Raw genomic sequence first — 16457 nt, forward strand, 5'->3', positions numbered from 1 at the left:
TACGCAAACGGTTTCGTCGGGGCGCAGGATTCACTATAATGGCGCCCGTTTCCCCCCTGGCTCACCATGAAAGCTTCGAAGACGAGAGACTTATGATGGAAATTTTGCGTGGTTCACCTGCACTGTCGGCATTCCGTATCAATAAACTGCTGGCACGTTTCCAGGCGGCCAACCTTCCGGTCAGCACCCTTTATGCCGAGTACGTTCATTTTGCCGACCTCAGCGCCCCGCTCAGCGGCGACGATCGCGAGAGCCTGGCAAGATTGCTCAAGTATGGCCCGAACTTAAGCAGCCATACCCCGACCGGCAAGCTACTGCTCGTTACCCCCCGTCCCGGCACCATCTCTCCCTGGTCTTCTAAAGCTACCGACATCGCCCATAACTGCGGCCTGTCACAGGTTTTGCGCCTGGAGCGCGGCGTGGCGTATTACGTCGAAGCGAGCAGCCTGAATGACGAACAGTGGTCGCAGGTGGCGGCCGAACTGCATGACCGCATGATGGAAAGCGTCTTTGGCGCGCTGGAAGAGGGTGAAAAACTCTTCGCCCACCATCAGCCAACCCCGGTCACCAGCGTTGATCTGCTGGGCCTGGGCCGTCAGGCGCTGATTGACGCCAACCTCCGTCTGGGGCTGGCGCTGGCGGATGATGAAATCGACTATTTGCAGGATGCTTTCCAGAAGCTGGGGCGCAACCCGAACGATATCGAACTCTATATGTTCGCGCAGGCTAACTCCGAGCACTGCCGACACAAGATTTTTAACGCCGACTGGGTCATTGATGGCGAAAAGCAGCCGAAGTCGCTGTTTAAAATGATCAAAAACACCTTCGAGAAAACCCCGGACTACGTGCTGTCTGCTTATAAAGACAACGCCGCGGTAATGGAAGGTTCAGCCGTGGGGCGCTACTTCGCCGACCACGAAACCGGCCGCTACGACTTCCACCAGGAAGACGCGCATATTCTGATGAAGGTCGAAACCCATAACCACCCGACGGCGATCTCTCCGTGGCCGGGCGCGGCGACCGGTTCCGGCGGCGAAATTCGCGATGAAGGCGCCACCGGGCGCGGCGCGAAGCCGAAAGCGGGTCTGGTGGGCTTCTCGGTTTCCAACCTGCGTATTCCGGGGTTTGAGCAGCCGTGGGAAGAGGATTTCGGTAAGCCGGAGCGTATCGTCACCGCGCTGGATATCATGACCGAAGGCCCGCTGGGCGGCGCGGCGTTTAACAACGAATTTGGTCGTCCGGCGCTCAACGGTTACTTCCGTACCTATGAAGAGAAAGTGAGCAGCCACAACGGCGAAGAGCTGCGCGGCTATCACAAGCCCATTATGCTGGCGGGCGGTATCGGCAACATTCGCGGCGAACACGTGCAGAAGGGCGAGATCGTCGTCGGCGCGAAGCTGATTGTTCTCGGCGGTCCGGCGATGAACATCGGTCTTGGCGGCGGCGCGGCCTCTTCAATGGCTTCCGGCCAGTCCGATGCCGATCTCGATTTCGCCTCCGTACAGCGCGACAACCCGGAAATGGAACGTCGTTGCCAGGAAGTTATCGACCGCTGCTGGCAGCTGGGCGACGCCAACCCGATTCTGTTTATCCACGACGTCGGCGCCGGCGGTTTGTCGAACGCGATGCCTGAACTGGTCAGCGACGGCGGACGCGGCGGTAAATTCCAGCTGCGCGATATCCTCAGCGATGAGCCGGGCATGAGCCCGCTGGAGATCTGGTGTAACGAATCGCAGGAACGTTATGTGCTGGCGGTCGCGCCGGAGCAGCTGCCGCTGTTTGATGAGCTGTGCCGCCGCGAACGCGCGCCGTATGCTGTGATTGGCGAAGCGACCGAAGCGCTGCATCTGAGCCTCGACGATACTCACTTTGACGATCGCCCGATCGACCTGCCGCTTGACGTGCTGCTGGGCAAAACGCCGAAAATGACCCGCGACGTGCAGACGCTCAAAGCCCAGGGCCAGAGTCTGGAACGCCAGGGAATCACTATTGCCGACGCGGTGAATCGCGTGCTGCACCTGCCGACCGTGGCGGAGAAAACCTTCCTCGTCACCATCGGTGACCGTACCGTCACCGGTATGGTGGCGCGCGATCAGATGGTGGGTCCGTGGCAGATCCCGGTGGCTAACTGCGCGGTGACCACCGCCAGTCTCGACAGCTACTATGGCGAAGCCATGTCCATTGGCGAGCGCGCGCCGGTGGCGCTGCTGGACTTTGCCGCTTCCGCCCGTCTGGCGGTCGGCGAGGCGCTGACCAACATCGCGGCGACGCAGATTGGCGCGCTCAATCGCGTGAAGCTGTCGGCAAACTGGATGGCCGCAGCCGGTCACCCGGGCGAAGACGCCGGTTTATATGAAGCGGTAAAAGCGGTTGGCGAAGAGCTCTGTCCGGCCCTGGGACTGACCATTCCGGTGGGTAAAGACTCCATGTCGATGAAAACCCGCTGGCAGGAAGGTGCTGAACAGCGCGAGATGACCTCTCCGCTGTCGCTGGTGATTTCCGCCTTTGCTCGCGTGGAAGACGTACGCCGTACCGTCACCCCACAGCTCGCGACCGAAGACAACGCCCTGCTGCTGATTGATTTAGGCAAGGGGAACAATGCGCTGGGCGCGACCGCGCTGGCGCAGGTTTATCGTCAGCTTGGCGATGTGACCGCCGACGTGCGCGATGTCGCGCAGCTGAAAGGCTTCTGGGACGCAATGCAGGCGCTGGTGGCCGAAGGTAAGCTGCTGGCGTGGCACGACCGGTCTGACGGCGGTCTGCTGGTCACGCTGGCCGAGATGGCCTTTACCGGCCACTGCGGCGTCAAGGTTGATATCGCCGCGCTCGGCGAGGATCGTCTGGCCGCGCTGTTTAACGAAGAGCTTGGCGGGGTGATTCAGGTTCGTGCCGCCGACCGCCAGGCGGTGGAAGCGCTGCTGGCCGCTCATGGTCTGGCGGATTGCGTTCACTATCTTGGCCAGGCCACGACGGGCGATCGCTTTATCATCGAGGCCGACGGTCACCCGGTATTCAGCGAAAGCCGCACAACGCTGCGCATGTGGTGGGCAGAAACCACCTGGCAAATGCAGCGTCTGCGCGATAACCCGGAGTGCGCCGACCAGGAGCACGAGGCGAAAGCCAACGATGCCGATCCGGGCCTTAACGTGAAGCTCTCCTTCGATATCAATGAGGATATCGCTGCGCCTTATATTGCCACCGGCGCGCGTCCGAAGGTTGCGGTGCTGCGCGAGCAGGGCGTGAACTCCCATGTCGAAATGGCCGCGGCGTTTCATCGCGCGGGCTTTGATGCCATCGACGTGCACATGAGCGACCTGCTGGCGGGGCGTACCGGTCTTGCTGACTTCCAGGCGCTGGTGGCCTGCGGCGGCTTCTCCTACGGTGACGTTTTAGGCGCGGGTGAGGGCTGGGCGAAATCGATCCTGTTCAATGAGCGGGTTCGCGACGAATTTGCCACCTTCTTCCATCGTCCGCAAACCCTGGCGCTGGGCGTATGCAACGGCTGCCAGATGATGTCTAACCTGCGCGAGCTGATCCCGGGCAGCGAGCTGTGGCCGCGCTTTGTGCGTAACCAGTCGGACCGCTTTGAAGCGCGCTTCAGCCTGGTTGAAGTGACCCAGAGCCCGTCGCTGCTGCTGCAGGGGATGGTGGGGTCAATGATGCCGATTGCCGTATCTCACGGTGAAGGACAGGTGGAAGTCCGCGATGGCGCGCATCTGGCGCAGCTGGAAAGCAAAGGCCTGGTGGCGCTGCGCTTTGTCGACAACGTCGGTAAGGTGACGGAAAACTATCCGGCTAACCCGAACGGTTCGCCGAACGGTATCACCGCGGTGACCAGCGAAAGCGGGCGCGCGACCATCATGATGCCGCACCCGGAACGCGTGTTCCGCACCGTGTCGAACTCCTGGCATCCGGAAAACTGGGGCGAAGACAGCCCGTGGATGCGTATTTTCCGCAACGCGCGTAAACAGCTGGGCTAAAACCGCTCACAAATCGCATTAAGCCTCCTGCCCGCGCAGGGGGCTTTTTTATTGGTGAGGCGTATCGACAGCAGGTGTCGGGGATCGCCGACAAACGCGCTATAGCAGTGTCGTCAAAAGGTGACACTTAACATATTGATTTATAATAGCATTGCTAAACCATTCATCCGGTGTTGCTAATCAGCGACACTTTGCGCATAAACCGACCATCATCATTCATGTCCATGAATAGTAAAAAGGTATTATATTTCATTGTGTTAATAAAATGTTTTGAGATGTGGCATAGTTCGTGCATAATTATAACCAGTGGCTCATTCACCTTCTTATGTCAGCCCCTTCGGGACGCGCTACATAAACTTCGAATGACGCACAAACAGGTGCCTGCCGTCCAACTCCTGATAACAGCTCTGCTTTATCAGTCATCGGGCGAAACGTCGAGTAAGGCACCGCCTCATTTCTTAATAAAGCCAGGCTCCTGTAGCCTGGCTTTATTATTTCCGGCGTAGATGTTTATTGCGTCCTCGGTTAGCATCGTCATGAGCTAATGATTGAGACCCTATCCGTGAAGCGACTCTCCCTTTTCCCCCGTTCGCTGCGCCAGCTGGTCACGCTATCCTTCGTGCTGATCCTGCTGCCGCTGCTGGTGCTGGCATGGCAGGCGTGGCAAAGCCTCAACGCGCTGAGCGCGCAGGCGGCGCATATCAACCGTACTACCCTTATCGACGCCCGCCGCAGCGAAGCGATGATTAACGCATCGCTGGAGATGGAACGTAGCTACCGTCAGTACTGCGTGCTGGACGATCCGACGCTGGCGCGGGTCTACCAGAATCAGCGCCAACGCTACAGCGAAATGCTTGATGCTCACGCGGGCGTCCTGCCCGATGAGAAAATCTGGCAGGCGCTGCGTCAGGATCTCGACGATCTGGCCGAGCTACAGTGTAAAAATAGCGGTCCGGCGGCGAAGTCAGCCGCCAGCCTGGAAGCGTTTGCCTCGGCCAATAGCGACATGGTGCAGGCAACCCGAACGGTGGTCTATTCGCGCGGGCAGCAGCTGCAGCAGGAAATCGCCGAGCGCGGGCAGTTCTTCGGCTGGCAGGCGCTGGTGCTGTTCCTGCTCAGCCTGGCGCTGGTGCTGCTGTTCACCCGCATGATTATCGGCCCGGTGAAGGGCATTGAGAGAATGATCAACCGACTGGGGGAGGGGAAGTCGCTGGACGACGCCGCGCTGTTTACCGGTCCGCGCGAGCTGCGCTCCGTCGGTAAACGCATTATCTGGCTGAGCGAACGCCTTGCCTGGCTGGAATCCCAGCGTCATCAGTTCCTGCGCCATCTTTCCCATGAGCTGAAAACGCCGCTGGCCAGCATGCGCGAAGGGACGGAACTGCTTGCCGACCGGGTGGCCGGGCCGCTGACGCCCGAGCAGCAGGAGATCGTTGAAATTCTCGATAACAGCAGCCGCAACCTGCAAAAGCTGATCGAGCAGCTGCTGGATTACAACCGTAAACAGGCCGATGGCCCGATTGCGCGCGAGACGGTAAACCTGGCCGAACTGGTGGAAAATGTGGTTTCTGCCCATAGCCTGCCGGCAAGAGCTAAAATGATGCATACCGAACTGTTGCTCAGCGAGCGTTTATGCGAAGCGGAGCCCGCTCTGCTGGTGAGCGTCCTGGATAATCTCTACTCCAATGCGGTGCACTATGGTGCTGAATCCGGTAACATTCGCATTCATAGCTATCGGCACGGCGAGCAGGTGCGCATTGACGTCATTAACGACGGCGAGCCGATCCCGCCCGCAGAGAGAAACATGATTTTTGAGCCTTTTTATCAGGGAAGCCACCAGCGTAAAGGGGCGGTAAAAGGCAGCGGTCTGGGGCTGAGCATTGCCCGCGACTGCGTACGGCAAATGCAGGGCGAGCTGAGCCTGGTTGATGATAAATCAGGGCTAATCTGTTTTCGTATCACGCTCCCCGTCGCCGAGTCTGGACAAAATAACGTATAACTATCGGGTGAATATGTCCCACTTCTTCGCACTTGTCCGTCCCCTCAGGGGATGGCTGCTGTCAGGCATGTCCTGCCTGGCGCTGGCGGGATGTTCCGCCTCTACATCACCACACGCCGCGGATGGCAAAACGCTCTCCGCGCTGCCGCAGCATCAGGTCGCCGATTTTCTTTCGGTGGAGTGCGCCGACATCTGGAGCCTGCAAAGCGAGGCCAGTGATAAAAACCCGCTTTACTGGCTGCGGGGAATTGACTGCGCGGATCGCCTTGCTCCGGTACAGGCGCGGGCTGAAGCCCGGCAGCACGATGCCAACAGCTGGCAGGATGCCTTTAAACGCGGCATTTTACTGGCCGATGCCAAAATTACGCCCAACGAACGTCGCGATCTGGTGGCCAGTCTGGATGCCTTCAGCCCGCAAATCGCCGCCCAGGTTCGCCCGCTTTATCAGCTCTGGCGCGATGCCCAGGGCCGGCAGCTTCAGCTGATTGAGGAGCGCTCCCGCTACGCCAAATTGCAGCAGTCAAGCGATGCGGAGCTGGAGACGCTGCGTCAGCAGGAAATTGAACTTCGCAGTCAGCTCGAACTGACGACCCGCAAGCTGGAGAATCTCACCGACATCGAGCGCCAGCTCTCCAGCCGTAAACCCGGCGGGAACTTCAGCCCGGACGCCGGGCATGGCGGCGAGAAGGTCCCGGAGGTGATTCATGACGATCCGTAAACCCGCCCGCCTGCTGTTGGTGGACGACGATCCGGGGCTGCTGAAGCTGCTGGGCATGCGTCTTGTCAGCGAAGGATACAGCGTACTGACCGCCGAGAGCGGGCCGGAGGCCCTGCGCACCCTGAGCCGCGACAAAGTCGACCTGGTGGTCAGCGACCTGCGGATGGACGAGATGGACGGCCTCCAGCTGTTCAGCGAAATCCAGAAGGTTCAGCCGGGAATGCCGGTGATCATTCTCACCGCGCACGGTTCCATTCCGGACGCCGTTGCCGCGACCCAGCAGGGCGTATTTAGCTTTCTCACCAAGCCGGTGGATAAAGACGCTCTGTATAAAGCGATTGATGACGCGCTGGAGCAGAGCGCGCCCACCACCGATGAGCGCTGGCGCCAGGCGATTGTGACCCGCAGCCCGCTGATGGAGCGTCTGCTGGAGCAGGCCGGGATGGTGGCGCAGTCGGACGTCAGCGTACTGATTAACGGCCAGAGCGGTACCGGCAAGGAGATTGTCGCCCAGGCAATTCATAACGCCAGCCCGCGCCGCGATAAACCTTTTGTCGCCATTAACTGCGGCGCGCTTCCCGAGCAGTTGCTGGAGTCAGAGCTGTTTGGCCACGCCCGCGGCGCTTTTACCGGCGCGGTCAGCAATCGCGAGGGGCTATTCCAGGCCGCAGAAGGCGGGACCCTGTTTCTTGATGAAATCGGCGATATGCCGGTGGCGCTGCAGGTTAAACTGCTGCGCGTCCTGCAGGAGCGTAAAGTGCGCCCGCTGGGCAGCAACCGCGATATCGACATTGATGTGCGGATTATTTCTGCGACCCATCGCGACCTGCCGAAGGCCATGGCGCGCGGCGAGTTTCGCGAAGATCTGTTTTATCGTCTCAACGTGGTGAATCTGAAAATCCCGCCGCTGGCCGAGCGTACGGAAGATATTCCGCTGCTGGCGAACCATCTGCTGCGCCAGTCCGCCGATCGCCACAAACCCTTTGTTCGCGCGTTCTCCACCGATGCGATGAAGCGGCTGATGGCCGCAAAATGGCCGGGCAACGTGCGCCAGCTGGTGAACGTGATTGAGCAGTGCGTGGCGCTAACCTCTTCGCCGGTCATTAGCGACGCCCTGGTGGAGCAGGCGCTGGAAGGGGAAAACACCGCGCTGCCGACCTTTGTTGAGGCGCGGAATCAGTTTGAGCTCAATTACCTGCGCAAGCTGCTGCAAATCACTAAAGGCAACGTCACGCATGCGGCGCGGATGGCGGGGCGCAACCGCACCGAATTTTATAAGCTGCTGTCGCGCCACGAGCTCGACGCTAACGACTTTAAAGAGTAGCTCCGCGTGATGACGCAAGTTATGATACGGTTAGCAACCGGTTACGCGACTAAAACAGGAACACCATGAAAAAGATTGATGCGATTATTAAACCCTTCAAACTGGATGACGTGCGTGAAGCGCTGGCCGAAGTCGGCATCACCGGGATGACGGTAACGGAAGTGAAAGGTTTTGGCCGCCAGAAGGGGCATACCGAGCTGTATCGCGGCGCGGAGTATATGGTCGATTTTCTGCCGAAAGTGAAAATCGAAATCGTTGTCACCGATGATATCGTCGATACCTGCGTGGATACCATTATCCGTACGGCGCAGACCGGCAAAATCGGCGACGGTAAGATCTTTGTTTTCGATGTCGCGCGCGTGATTCGTATCCGCACCGGCGAAGAAGACGACGCGGCGATTTAAGCTGACAAACCGAATGGCGGCCCGATAATTTCCGGGCCGCCTGCATCCATCGCTCTGTTTACAGCACCTTGTGCGGGCCGAAGCACTCGTAATGAATGTTGCCGCTGCTCACGCCCAGATCTACCAGCTGCTTCGCGGCAAACTGCATAAACGCCACCGGGCCGCAGAGATAGAACTGCATCTGCGGGTCGCCGATCTTGTCGGCCAGGGCCGCTAAATCCATCAAACCTTCGCTGTCAAACGCGCCGGCGTCACGGTCCGCTTCGCTCGGGCTGCGGTACCAGACGTGAGAAGTAAACTTCGGCAGGGTTTCACCCAGCGCTTTCACTTCCTCCGCGAAGGCGTGCACGTCGCCATTCTCTGCCGCGTGGAACCAGTTCACCTGCGCCGGATGCTGTGCTTTTGCCAGCGTGTCCAGCATCGCCAGCATCGGCGTCTGACCGACGCCGCCGGAGAGCAGCGTGACCGGCGTTTCCGGCGCCACGTTGAGGAAAAAATCGCCGGCCGGCGCGGCCAGGTAAATCACGTCGCCTTCTTTCGCAGAATCATGCAGCCAGTTTGAAACCTGGCCGCCGTTTTCACGCTTAACCGCAATGCGATAGCCTTTGCCGTCGGGTTTGCGGGTCAAAGAGTACTGACGAATTTCCTGATGCGGAAAGCCTTCCGGCTTCAGCCAGACCGCCAGGTACTGGCCCGGATGGTATTCAGCGACCGCGCCGCCGTCGACCGGCTCAAACTCAAAGCTGGTAATCAGCGCGCTGCGCGGCGTTTTTCTGACGATGCGGAACGCGCGGGTGCCTTCCCAGCCGCCGGTTTTACTGGCGCTTTCGCTGTAGATTTGCGCTTCACGATTAATAAAGACGTTGGCCAGCACGCCGTAGGCCTTGCCCCAGGCATCCAGCACTTCCTGACCCGGGCTGAACATCTCGTCAAGGGTGGCCAGCAGGTGGGTGCCGACAATATTGTACTGCTCGGGCTGGATCTGGAAGCTGGTGTGCTTCTGGGCGATTTTTTCCACCGCCGGCAGCAGGGCGGGCAGGTTCTCAAGATTGCTGGCATAGGCGGCAATGGCGTTGAACAGCGCCTCGCGCTGGTCGCCGTTGCGCTGATTACTCATATTAAAGATTTCTTTGAGTTCGGGATTATGAGCAAACATGCGGTCGTAAAAATGGGCGGTCAGTTTCGGACCGGTTTCAACCAGCAGAGGGATGGTGGCTTTCACCGTAGCGATGGTTTGCGCGTCGAGCATAGCAGCTTCCTTTATAGGTTATCTTAATGATGCATATTAAATGCATCTTATAAAAATAACCCTGCTTTGTAAATGGTTCTTTAACACTTTGCCGTAAGGCAGTTACAACATGAATTATTTGCATCACAAACCTGAAAAGAAATCCGTTGATAATCGAAGGTGCTTTATTGCTCAAAGCCTTGTGTAACGCCGAGCCAATCGTTTGCGTAAAATCCTTTGTCAAGACCTGTTATCGCAGAATGATTCAGTTATACTGTGGGCCGTTGTCCAGGTGGACCGCCTTTTTAGGCCGAAATTTTATTGTTAGCTGAGTCAGGAGATGCGGATGTTAAAGCGTGAAATGAACATTGCCGATTATGATGCCGAACTGTGGCAGGCTATGGAGCAAGAAAAAGTACGTCAGGAAGAGCACATCGAACTGATCGCCTCCGAAAACTACACCAGCCCGCGCGTTATGCAGGCGCAGGGCTCTCAGCTGACCAACAAATACGCTGAAGGATATCCGGGCAAGCGCTACTACGGCGGCTGTGAATACGTCGATATCGTAGAGCAGCTGGCTATCGATCGCGCCAAAGAGCTGTTCGGCGCTGACTACGCTAACGTGCAGCCGCACTCCGGCTCCCAGGCTAACTTCGCGGTCTATACCGCTCTGCTGCAGCCGGGCGATACCGTTCTGGGTATGAACCTGGCGCAGGGTGGTCACCTGACTCACGGCTCCCCGGTCAACTTCTCCGGCAAACTGTACAACATCATTCCTTACGGCATCGATGAGTCCGGTAAAATTGACTATGAAGACATGGCTAAGCAGGCTCAGGAACATAAACCGAAGATGATTATCGGTGGTTTCTCCGCTTATTCCGGCGTGGTTGACTGGGCAAAAATGCGCGAAATCGCTGACAGCATCGGCGCATACCTGTTCGTCGACATGGCCCACGTTGCCGGTCTGATCGCCGCTGGCGTTTATCCGAACCCGGTTCCGCATGCTCACGTCGTGACCACAACTACCCACAAGACCCTGGCCGGTCCGCGCGGCGGCCTGATCCTGGCGAAAGGCGGCAGCGAAGAGCTGTACAAAAAACTGAACTCTGCCGTATTCCCTAGCGCCCAGGGCGGCCCGCTGATGCACGTTATCGCGGCGAAAGCCGTTGCGCTGAAAGAAGCGATGGAGCCGGAGTTCAAAGTTTACCAGCAGCAGGTAGCGAAAAACGCGAAGGCAATGGTAGAAGTGTTCCTGAACCGCGGCTACAAAGTGGTTTCCGGCGGCACTGAAAACCACCTGTTCCTGCTGGATCTGGTCGATAAAAACCTGACCGGTAAAGAAGCGGACGCTGCGCTGGGCCGTGCTAACATCACCGTCAACAAAAACAGCGTGCCGAACGATCCGAAGAGCCCGTTTGTGACCTCCGGCATCCGTATCGGTTCTCCGGCAGTCACCCGTCGCGGCTTTAAAGAAGCGGAAGTGAAAGAGCTGGCCGGCTGGATGTGCGACGTGCTGGACAACATCAATGACGAAGCTGTCATTGAGCGCGTGAAGGGTAAAGTGCTGGATATCTGCGCACGCTTCCCGGTTTATGCGTAAGCGTTAGCGTTGACATAAAAAAGGCCGCTGATGCGGCCTTTTTTGCGTCTGTTGATTAGCGGCGGTCGAGCGAAATCGCCCCGGGACCGGTTATCGCCAGCAGCAGGAAGGCACCGGCAATACTGATGTTTTTCCAGAAGTTAATCATGTTCGGCAGAACCGCATCGCCGGTCATATCCCAGTAGTGATGGCCAATCACCGCGGTACCGAGGGTATAAAAAATAAAGATCACCGCCAGCGGGCGGGTGAAAAAGCCCAGCACAATTAAAATGGCCGCCGGCACTTCCATAATAATGGCAATGATGGCCGCAAGCGTTGGCATCGGCGCGCCGGAGGAGGCCATGTACTGCACCGTGCCGCTAAAGCCGAGCAGCTTGGGATAGCCGAAAAGGATAAACAGCACCACCACCGCGATACGCGCAATCAGCAGCAGCAGAGAGCGGGAGGAGCCAAAGTCAAAGTAGCGTAGAGTGTTCATAATCAGCTCGTTATGAGAGACGTGTGATTTAAACGTAATACACAAATTTGCGCTCCGCCACGTCCGCTGACGATTAACGCAGCGTTTGCAGCTGTTCCTCCACGTACAGATAACCGATCCCCATCAGCTGCTGGGCGCGGGTCAGTTTGCCAAAGCCGATTTGAGTGGCGTGCGCTCGCGGCGTATCGCCGTGGTCAAAGGGATTAAAGCCGGTTTGTTTAACGATACTTTCCAGCCATTGTTCGCCAAAGGCGCAGCTGCGTCCGTATAGCCAGATCTGATTAATATTCAAAATATTTAAGAAATTATAAAGGCTTAAGCCAATGGCGTTGGCCGCGCTATCAACCCATGCGCGAATATGCACGTCTCCCTGTTCCCAGGCTTCAATGAGCGATGCCGTGGTTAATTGCTCGGGAGAGCGCTGCGCTTCCGGCTGCGTTTTGAGCCACATCCGCGCCTGCTTTTTCAACGCGCTGAGGGACGCTACGGTTTCGAGGCAACCGTATCTCCCGCAGTCGCAGGCCTTGCCGTCAGGATTCACAATCGTGTGTCCTATCTGCCCGCTGCCGTAGAGGCTTCCTCGATAAATCTGATCGTTAATCACAAATGACGAGCCGATACCGTAATCGACGTTAATCACGCAAAAATCCGGCTGTATACCCTGATGCTGCCACTTCTCCGCCAGCGCCAGCATCACGCAGTCATTATCCACCCGCACCTGCACGCCGAGCTGTTCCTCCAGCAGATACTTTATTTCAATCGGCGTTTTCCAGCGCGCCTGGGGCATGGTTTGTGACACCCCGGTTACCGGATCAACCTGCCCATGAACGCCAAGCGCGAGATTGATGCTGTGCTGCGGGTAGCGGCGGTGTATACGTCGCCAGCATTCCACGATGGCTTCCAGAAGGGCCTGCGGCGTGGGGGCATCGATGGGCAAATGCTGGTGGCCGTCAACCGCCAGCAGTCGGGCATCGGCAAGCTGATACTCAATGCTGGTCGGCGTGATATTCATGCATAGCGTCCAGGCACCGTGTTCGGGGATCTGGTAGCTTCCGCTGTTCACGCCGCGCTTGCTCATTTTTTCCGTGGAATGGCCGATCAATCCCTCGCTAAGCAGTTCGGCAAGAATGTTGCTCACAGCCGGAATAGAGAGCCCGGTGAGCTGGGAAAGCTGGGATTTACTGAGCTGTTTCTCCCGCCAGAGGTGGGAGAGAAAAATTGATTTGTTGGCCTGCCTGACCCGGGCGTTATTCAAACCGGTGCGCTGCATACACTTAACCCCCTTAACTATATTGCGTGAGCGTTGCGCATTTTAGCAGCTAAATGGCGATATAAACTCCTCTCATAGCAAGTTTTACTTTATTTCGTTTAGTGGAGGCGTCATGTACGGTTCGGTTAAGGTCTGGCAGGAAACAATTACATTACCTACGTGGACGACGGGGGCGGAGGATCCGAACCCCATGTTTCTGGAAAAGCGCGTTTATCAGGGTTCCTCCGGCAACGTCTATCCCTATGGCGTGATAGATACCCTGACCGGCGAGCGTGAAATGCGCGATTATCAGGCAGTATGGATGGAGAATGATTTCATTCGTATCATGCTGCTGCCTGAGCTTGGCGGACGTATTCACCGGGCGTATGACAAAGTCAAACAGCGCGATTTCGTCTATTACAATGAAGTCGTTAAGCCCGCCCTGGTAGGGCTACTGGGGCCCTGGATCTCCGGCGGTATCGAGTTCAATTGGCCGCAGCATCACCGCCCGACGACCTTTATGCCGGTCGATTTTTCGATCCAGCGCGGGGAAAACGGCGTGCAGACCGTATGGATGGGGGAAGCGGAGCCCATGCGCGGTTTACAGGTCATGACCGGGTTTACTCTCTATCCTGACCGCGCGCTGATTGAAATCACCGGTAAGGTTTTTAATGGTAACGCAACGCCGCGTCATTTCCTGTGGTGGGCCAACCCGGCGGTCAAAGGCGGCGATGCTCACCAGAGCGTGTTTCCACCCGACGTCACCGCCGTATTCGATCACGGCAAGCGCGATGTTTCCGCTTTTCCCATCGCCACCGGCACCTACTACAAAGTGGACTATTCTGCGGGCGTCGATATCTCCCGTTATAAAAACGTTCCGGTACCCACCTCGTATATGGCGGAGAAATCGGACTACGACTTTGTCGGCGCTTATCACCACGACGAGCGCGGTGGGCTGCTGCATGTTGCCGACCATCACGTCTCGCCGGGCAAAAAACAGTGGAGCTGGGGCTATGGCGACTTTGGCCAGGCGTGGGACCGCAATCTGACCGACGAAAATGGCCCCTATATCGAGCTGATGACCGGCGTCTACACCGATAACCAGCCTGACTTTACCTGGCTTGCGCCTTATGAAGAGAAGGTGTTTGTGCAAAACTTCCTTCCCTACAGCGAGCTGGGGATGGTGCAAAATGCCAATACGCAGCTGGCGCTGAAGCTGGTTCGTGAGACGGAGCAGCTGCAGCTCGGCGTTTACGCCATTGCGCCGCTGGAAAATATTGTTGTTGAACTCAGCGCGGAAAAGCAGCCGCTGTATGAAACTCAGCTTACGCTGAAGCCCGGCGAGAGCTGGCAGCATACGCTGCCGGAAAATGACGCCCGGCGCTTAACCATTAGGGTGAAAACCGCAGACAACCAGCCGCTGCTGGATTATCAGGAACATATTACTCAGCAGACGCCCCTGCCCGAACCTGCCTGCGCGCCGGCGATGCCGGAAGAGATTCACAACGGCGATGAGCTCTATTTTATCGGCCAGCATCTTGAACAATACAATCATGCAAGCCGCTATGCCGCGGATTACTATCGCCGGGCGATAGCCCTCGATCCGCAGGATTACCGCAATAATGTTGCCCTCGGGACGCTGGCGTTTAATTGCGCCGACTGGGGGCTGGCGGAGCAATGTGCCCGGGCCGCGCTACTTCGCGCCCATCGTCTGAATAAAAATCCGCGCGATGGCGAAGCCAGCATGCTGCTTGGCAGCGCGCTGGAAAGGCAGGGCGATGAAGCTGGAGCATGGGATTGCTATTACAAAGCGTCCTGGAGCGGTAACTGCCGCGATGCCGCCTGGTGGGCGCTGGCAAGGCTGGCGATGAAGCGTGGCGATACCGCCGACGCGCTGGAAAAGGTCAACACCAGCCTGCAGTTTAACGCCAGCAACCATCTGGCTATGGGGCTGAAAGCGCTGGCGTTAGCGAACAGCGGGCGGACGAAAGAGGCACAGGCGTATATTGTCGTCTGCCTCGAACAATACCCGTTGAGCTATCCGCTGCACTGCGCGCGCTGGATGATTGCGCCGGGCGATGAGTCGCGCGCGGGCCTGCTGCGCGTAACGGGGCGCAGAGGGATCAACGGCAGCCTGCTGGCGGGCTGGCTGCTCTCCATCGGTCAGAAGCAGGCGGCGAAGGAGGTGCTTGAGGTTCTGGATTGCCAGGAGGCGCTGCCGATGCTGTGGCGCGCCTCGTTAAGCGATGATGCGAATAAACGGCAACGGTTAATTGCCGAAGCCGAGCGCAGCCATGCGCGAAAAGTGCGTTTCCCCAATACGCTTGATGAAGTCCAGATGCTGCAAACCCTGAGCGATAGCGCTTTTGCCCGCTATCTGCTCGGTTGCTTCTGGTACAGCAAACGTCGCTATGAAGAGGCGGTAAGCTGCTGGCGCGAGACGCTGGAAAAATCTCCCGACTATGCGCCCGCTCATCGTCTGCTGGGGGTCTACGCCTGGAACAAACAACAGGATGCCGCGCAGGCGCTGGCTTATCTGCAGCGGGCCGTAGAGCTTGAGCCCGAAAACGCGCGCTTCCTCTTTGAGCTTGATTTCCTGAAAAAATCACTGGGTACGCCGGTAAACGAACGACTGGAAACGCTGGCGGCGCGCAAAGCGGTGGTGCTGAAACGGGATGACCTGACCGCTGAGCTGTTAAGCCTGTGGAACGCGGCCGGCCATTATGCCGATGCCGCCGCTATTCTCGGTACGCGCGTATTTCATCCCTGGGAAGGCGGGGAGGGGAAAGTTACCGGCCAGTATTTGCTCAATCAGCTCCATCGCGCTTTACAGTTGATCGAACGTAAGGCGTTCACGCAGGCCGCTCGCTGCCTGAATGAAGCGTTACGCTATCCCGATAACCTGGGAGAGGGGCGGCTGCCCGGGCAGACGGACAACGATATCTGGTATTTGCTGGGCTATTGCGCGGAACAGACTGGGGATGCGCACCGGGCAGCGGAATATTACCAGCTTGCCCTGCAAGAGGGCTCAACGCTGGACGCCGGGCGTTACTACAACGATCAGCCCGCCGATTACCTTTTCTGGCAGGGCATCGCGCTGCGTAAGAGCGGTAATCCGGCGCAGGCCGAGCAGCACTTCCAGAATTTTATCGCCTGGGCCAGGCAGCATCGGGATGACGTTCCGCAAGCCGACTTTTTTGCCGTCTCTCTCCCGGATCTGGTGGTGCTCGATGTTTCAGCGCAGCAGCAGCATCAGCAGCACTGTTTGTTTATTGAAGCGCTGGGCCATCTGGGGCTGGGCAACTTATCCGCCAGCCAGCAGGCGATGCAGCGGCTGCTGCAGCTGAACCCGGCTCATGATAAGGCGCATCTGATTCGTCATGCCCTGCAAAGCGGCATGTTTTCCTGAACCTGAAACGGGCGGGCCTGGCCCGCCTGAACCCTACTGTTCCCTGCGTTTCCCTTATAGAGGAATCA

The 16457-nt window shown here is 58.0% G+C and carries 10 protein-coding genes; 7 read left to right on the forward strand and 3 right to left on the reverse strand.

Annotated elements, in window-relative coordinates:
• Nucleotides 1-92 precede the first annotated feature (92 nt).
• The 5 genes from purL (at nt 93) to glnB (ending at nt 8425) form a co-directional block, all read left to right on the forward strand.
• Complete coding sequence (gene purL, locus JLG71_RS06880) at nt 93-3980, forward strand: phosphoribosylformylglycinamidine synthase (RefSeq protein WP_032751925.1); 3888 nt, start codon at nt 93-95, stop codon at nt 3978-3980.
• Nucleotides 3981-4542: 562 nt separating this feature from the next.
• Entirely contained in the window at nt 4543-5979 is a 1437-nt protein-coding gene (locus tag JLG71_RS06885) for a sensor histidine kinase (protein WP_025106584.1), read from the forward strand.
• A gap of 13 nt (nt 5980-5992) precedes the next feature.
• Nucleotides 5993-6697 carry a two-component system QseEF-associated lipoprotein QseG gene (gene qseG, locus JLG71_RS06890; protein ID WP_032750903.1) on the forward strand — a complete coding sequence of 235 codons (705 nt, stop codon included), beginning with the start codon at nt 5993-5995 and terminating at the stop codon, nt 6695-6697.
• On the forward strand, nt 6684-8021 hold the full coding sequence (gene glrR, locus JLG71_RS06895) for a two-component system response regulator GlrR (RefSeq protein WP_014230390.1): 1338 nt from the start codon (nt 6684-6686) through the stop codon (nt 8019-8021). Before qseG ends, glrR begins: the two co-directional genes overlap by 14 nt.
• Nucleotides 8022-8086: 65 nt before the next feature.
• Entirely contained in the window at nt 8087-8425 is a 339-nt protein-coding gene (gene glnB, locus JLG71_RS06900; RefSeq protein ID WP_002914032.1) for a nitrogen regulatory protein P-II, read from the forward strand.
• 58 nt (nt 8426-8483) lie between these two features.
• On the opposite strand, the gene hmpA is transcribed toward glnB, so the two are convergent.
• Nucleotides 8484-9674 (reverse strand): NO-inducible flavohemoprotein, encoded by a 1191-nt coding sequence (gene hmpA / locus JLG71_RS06905; protein WP_161506276.1) that lies wholly within the window; start codon nt 9672-9674, stop codon nt 8484-8486.
• Nucleotides 9675-9999: 325 nt separating this feature from the next.
• On the opposite strand from hmpA, the gene glyA reads away from it, so the two are divergent.
• Nucleotides 10000-11253, forward strand: coding sequence for a serine hydroxymethyltransferase (glyA, locus tag JLG71_RS06910; RefSeq protein WP_009654385.1), 1254 nt, complete (start codon nt 10000-10002; stop codon nt 11251-11253).
• Between the two features lie 55 nt (nt 11254-11308).
• Here the strand turns inward: glyA and JLG71_RS06915 are convergent, their stop codons facing one another.
• Both JLG71_RS06915 and JLG71_RS06920 read right to left on the reverse strand, forming a co-directional pair.
• On the reverse strand, nt 11309-11731 hold the full coding sequence (locus JLG71_RS06915; protein WP_025106587.1) for a DoxX family protein: 423 nt from the start codon (nt 11729-11731) through the stop codon (nt 11309-11311).
• Between the two features lie 73 nt (nt 11732-11804).
• On the reverse strand, nt 11805-13001 hold the full coding sequence (locus JLG71_RS06920; protein ID WP_009654343.1) for an ROK family transcriptional regulator: 1197 nt from the start codon (nt 12999-13001) through the stop codon (nt 11805-11807).
• Between the two features lie 112 nt (nt 13002-13113).
• Here JLG71_RS06920 and JLG71_RS06925 point away from each other — a divergent pair, with 112 nt between their 5' ends.
• Entirely contained in the window at nt 13114-16389 is a 3276-nt protein-coding gene (locus tag JLG71_RS06925; RefSeq protein WP_200914024.1) for a DUF5107 domain-containing protein, read from the forward strand.
• Nucleotides 16390-16457 lie beyond the last annotated feature (68 nt).

The sequence above is a fragment of the Klebsiella michiganensis genome (assembly GCF_015139575.1).
Classification (GTDB): Bacteria; Pseudomonadota; Gammaproteobacteria; order Enterobacterales; family Enterobacteriaceae; genus Klebsiella; species Klebsiella michiganensis.

Bases quoted from the DNA above. Each gene is read 5' to 3' on its own strand.
- purL (WP_032751925.1), top strand. From the start codon at position 93: ATGATGGAAATTTTGCGTGGTTCACCTGCACTGTCGGCATTCCGTATC.
- qseG (WP_032750903.1), top strand. From the start codon at position 5,993: ATGTCCCACTTCTTCGCACTTGTCCGTCCCCTCAGGGGATGGCTGCTG.
- glrR (WP_014230390.1), top strand. From the start codon at position 6,684: ATGACGATCCGTAAACCCGCCCGCCTGCTGTTGGTGGACGACGATCCG.
- glnB (WP_002914032.1), top strand. From the start codon at position 8,087: ATGAAAAAGATTGATGCGATTATTAAACCCTTCAAACTGGATGACGTG.
- hmpA (WP_161506276.1), bottom strand. From the start codon at position 9,674: ATGCTCGACGCGCAAACCATCGCTACGGTGAAAGCCACCATCCCTCTG.
- glyA (WP_009654385.1), top strand. From the start codon at position 10,000: ATGTTAAAGCGTGAAATGAACATTGCCGATTATGATGCCGAACTGTGG.
- JLG71_RS06915 (WP_025106587.1), bottom strand. From the start codon at position 11,731: ATGAACACTCTACGCTACTTTGACTTTGGCTCCTCCCGCTCTCTGCTG.
- JLG71_RS06920 (WP_009654343.1), bottom strand. From the start codon at position 13,001: ATGCAGCGCACCGGTTTGAATAACGCCCGGGTCAGGCAGGCCAACAAA.
- JLG71_RS06925 (WP_200914024.1), top strand. From the start codon at position 13,114: ATGTACGGTTCGGTTAAGGTCTGGCAGGAAACAATTACATTACCTACG.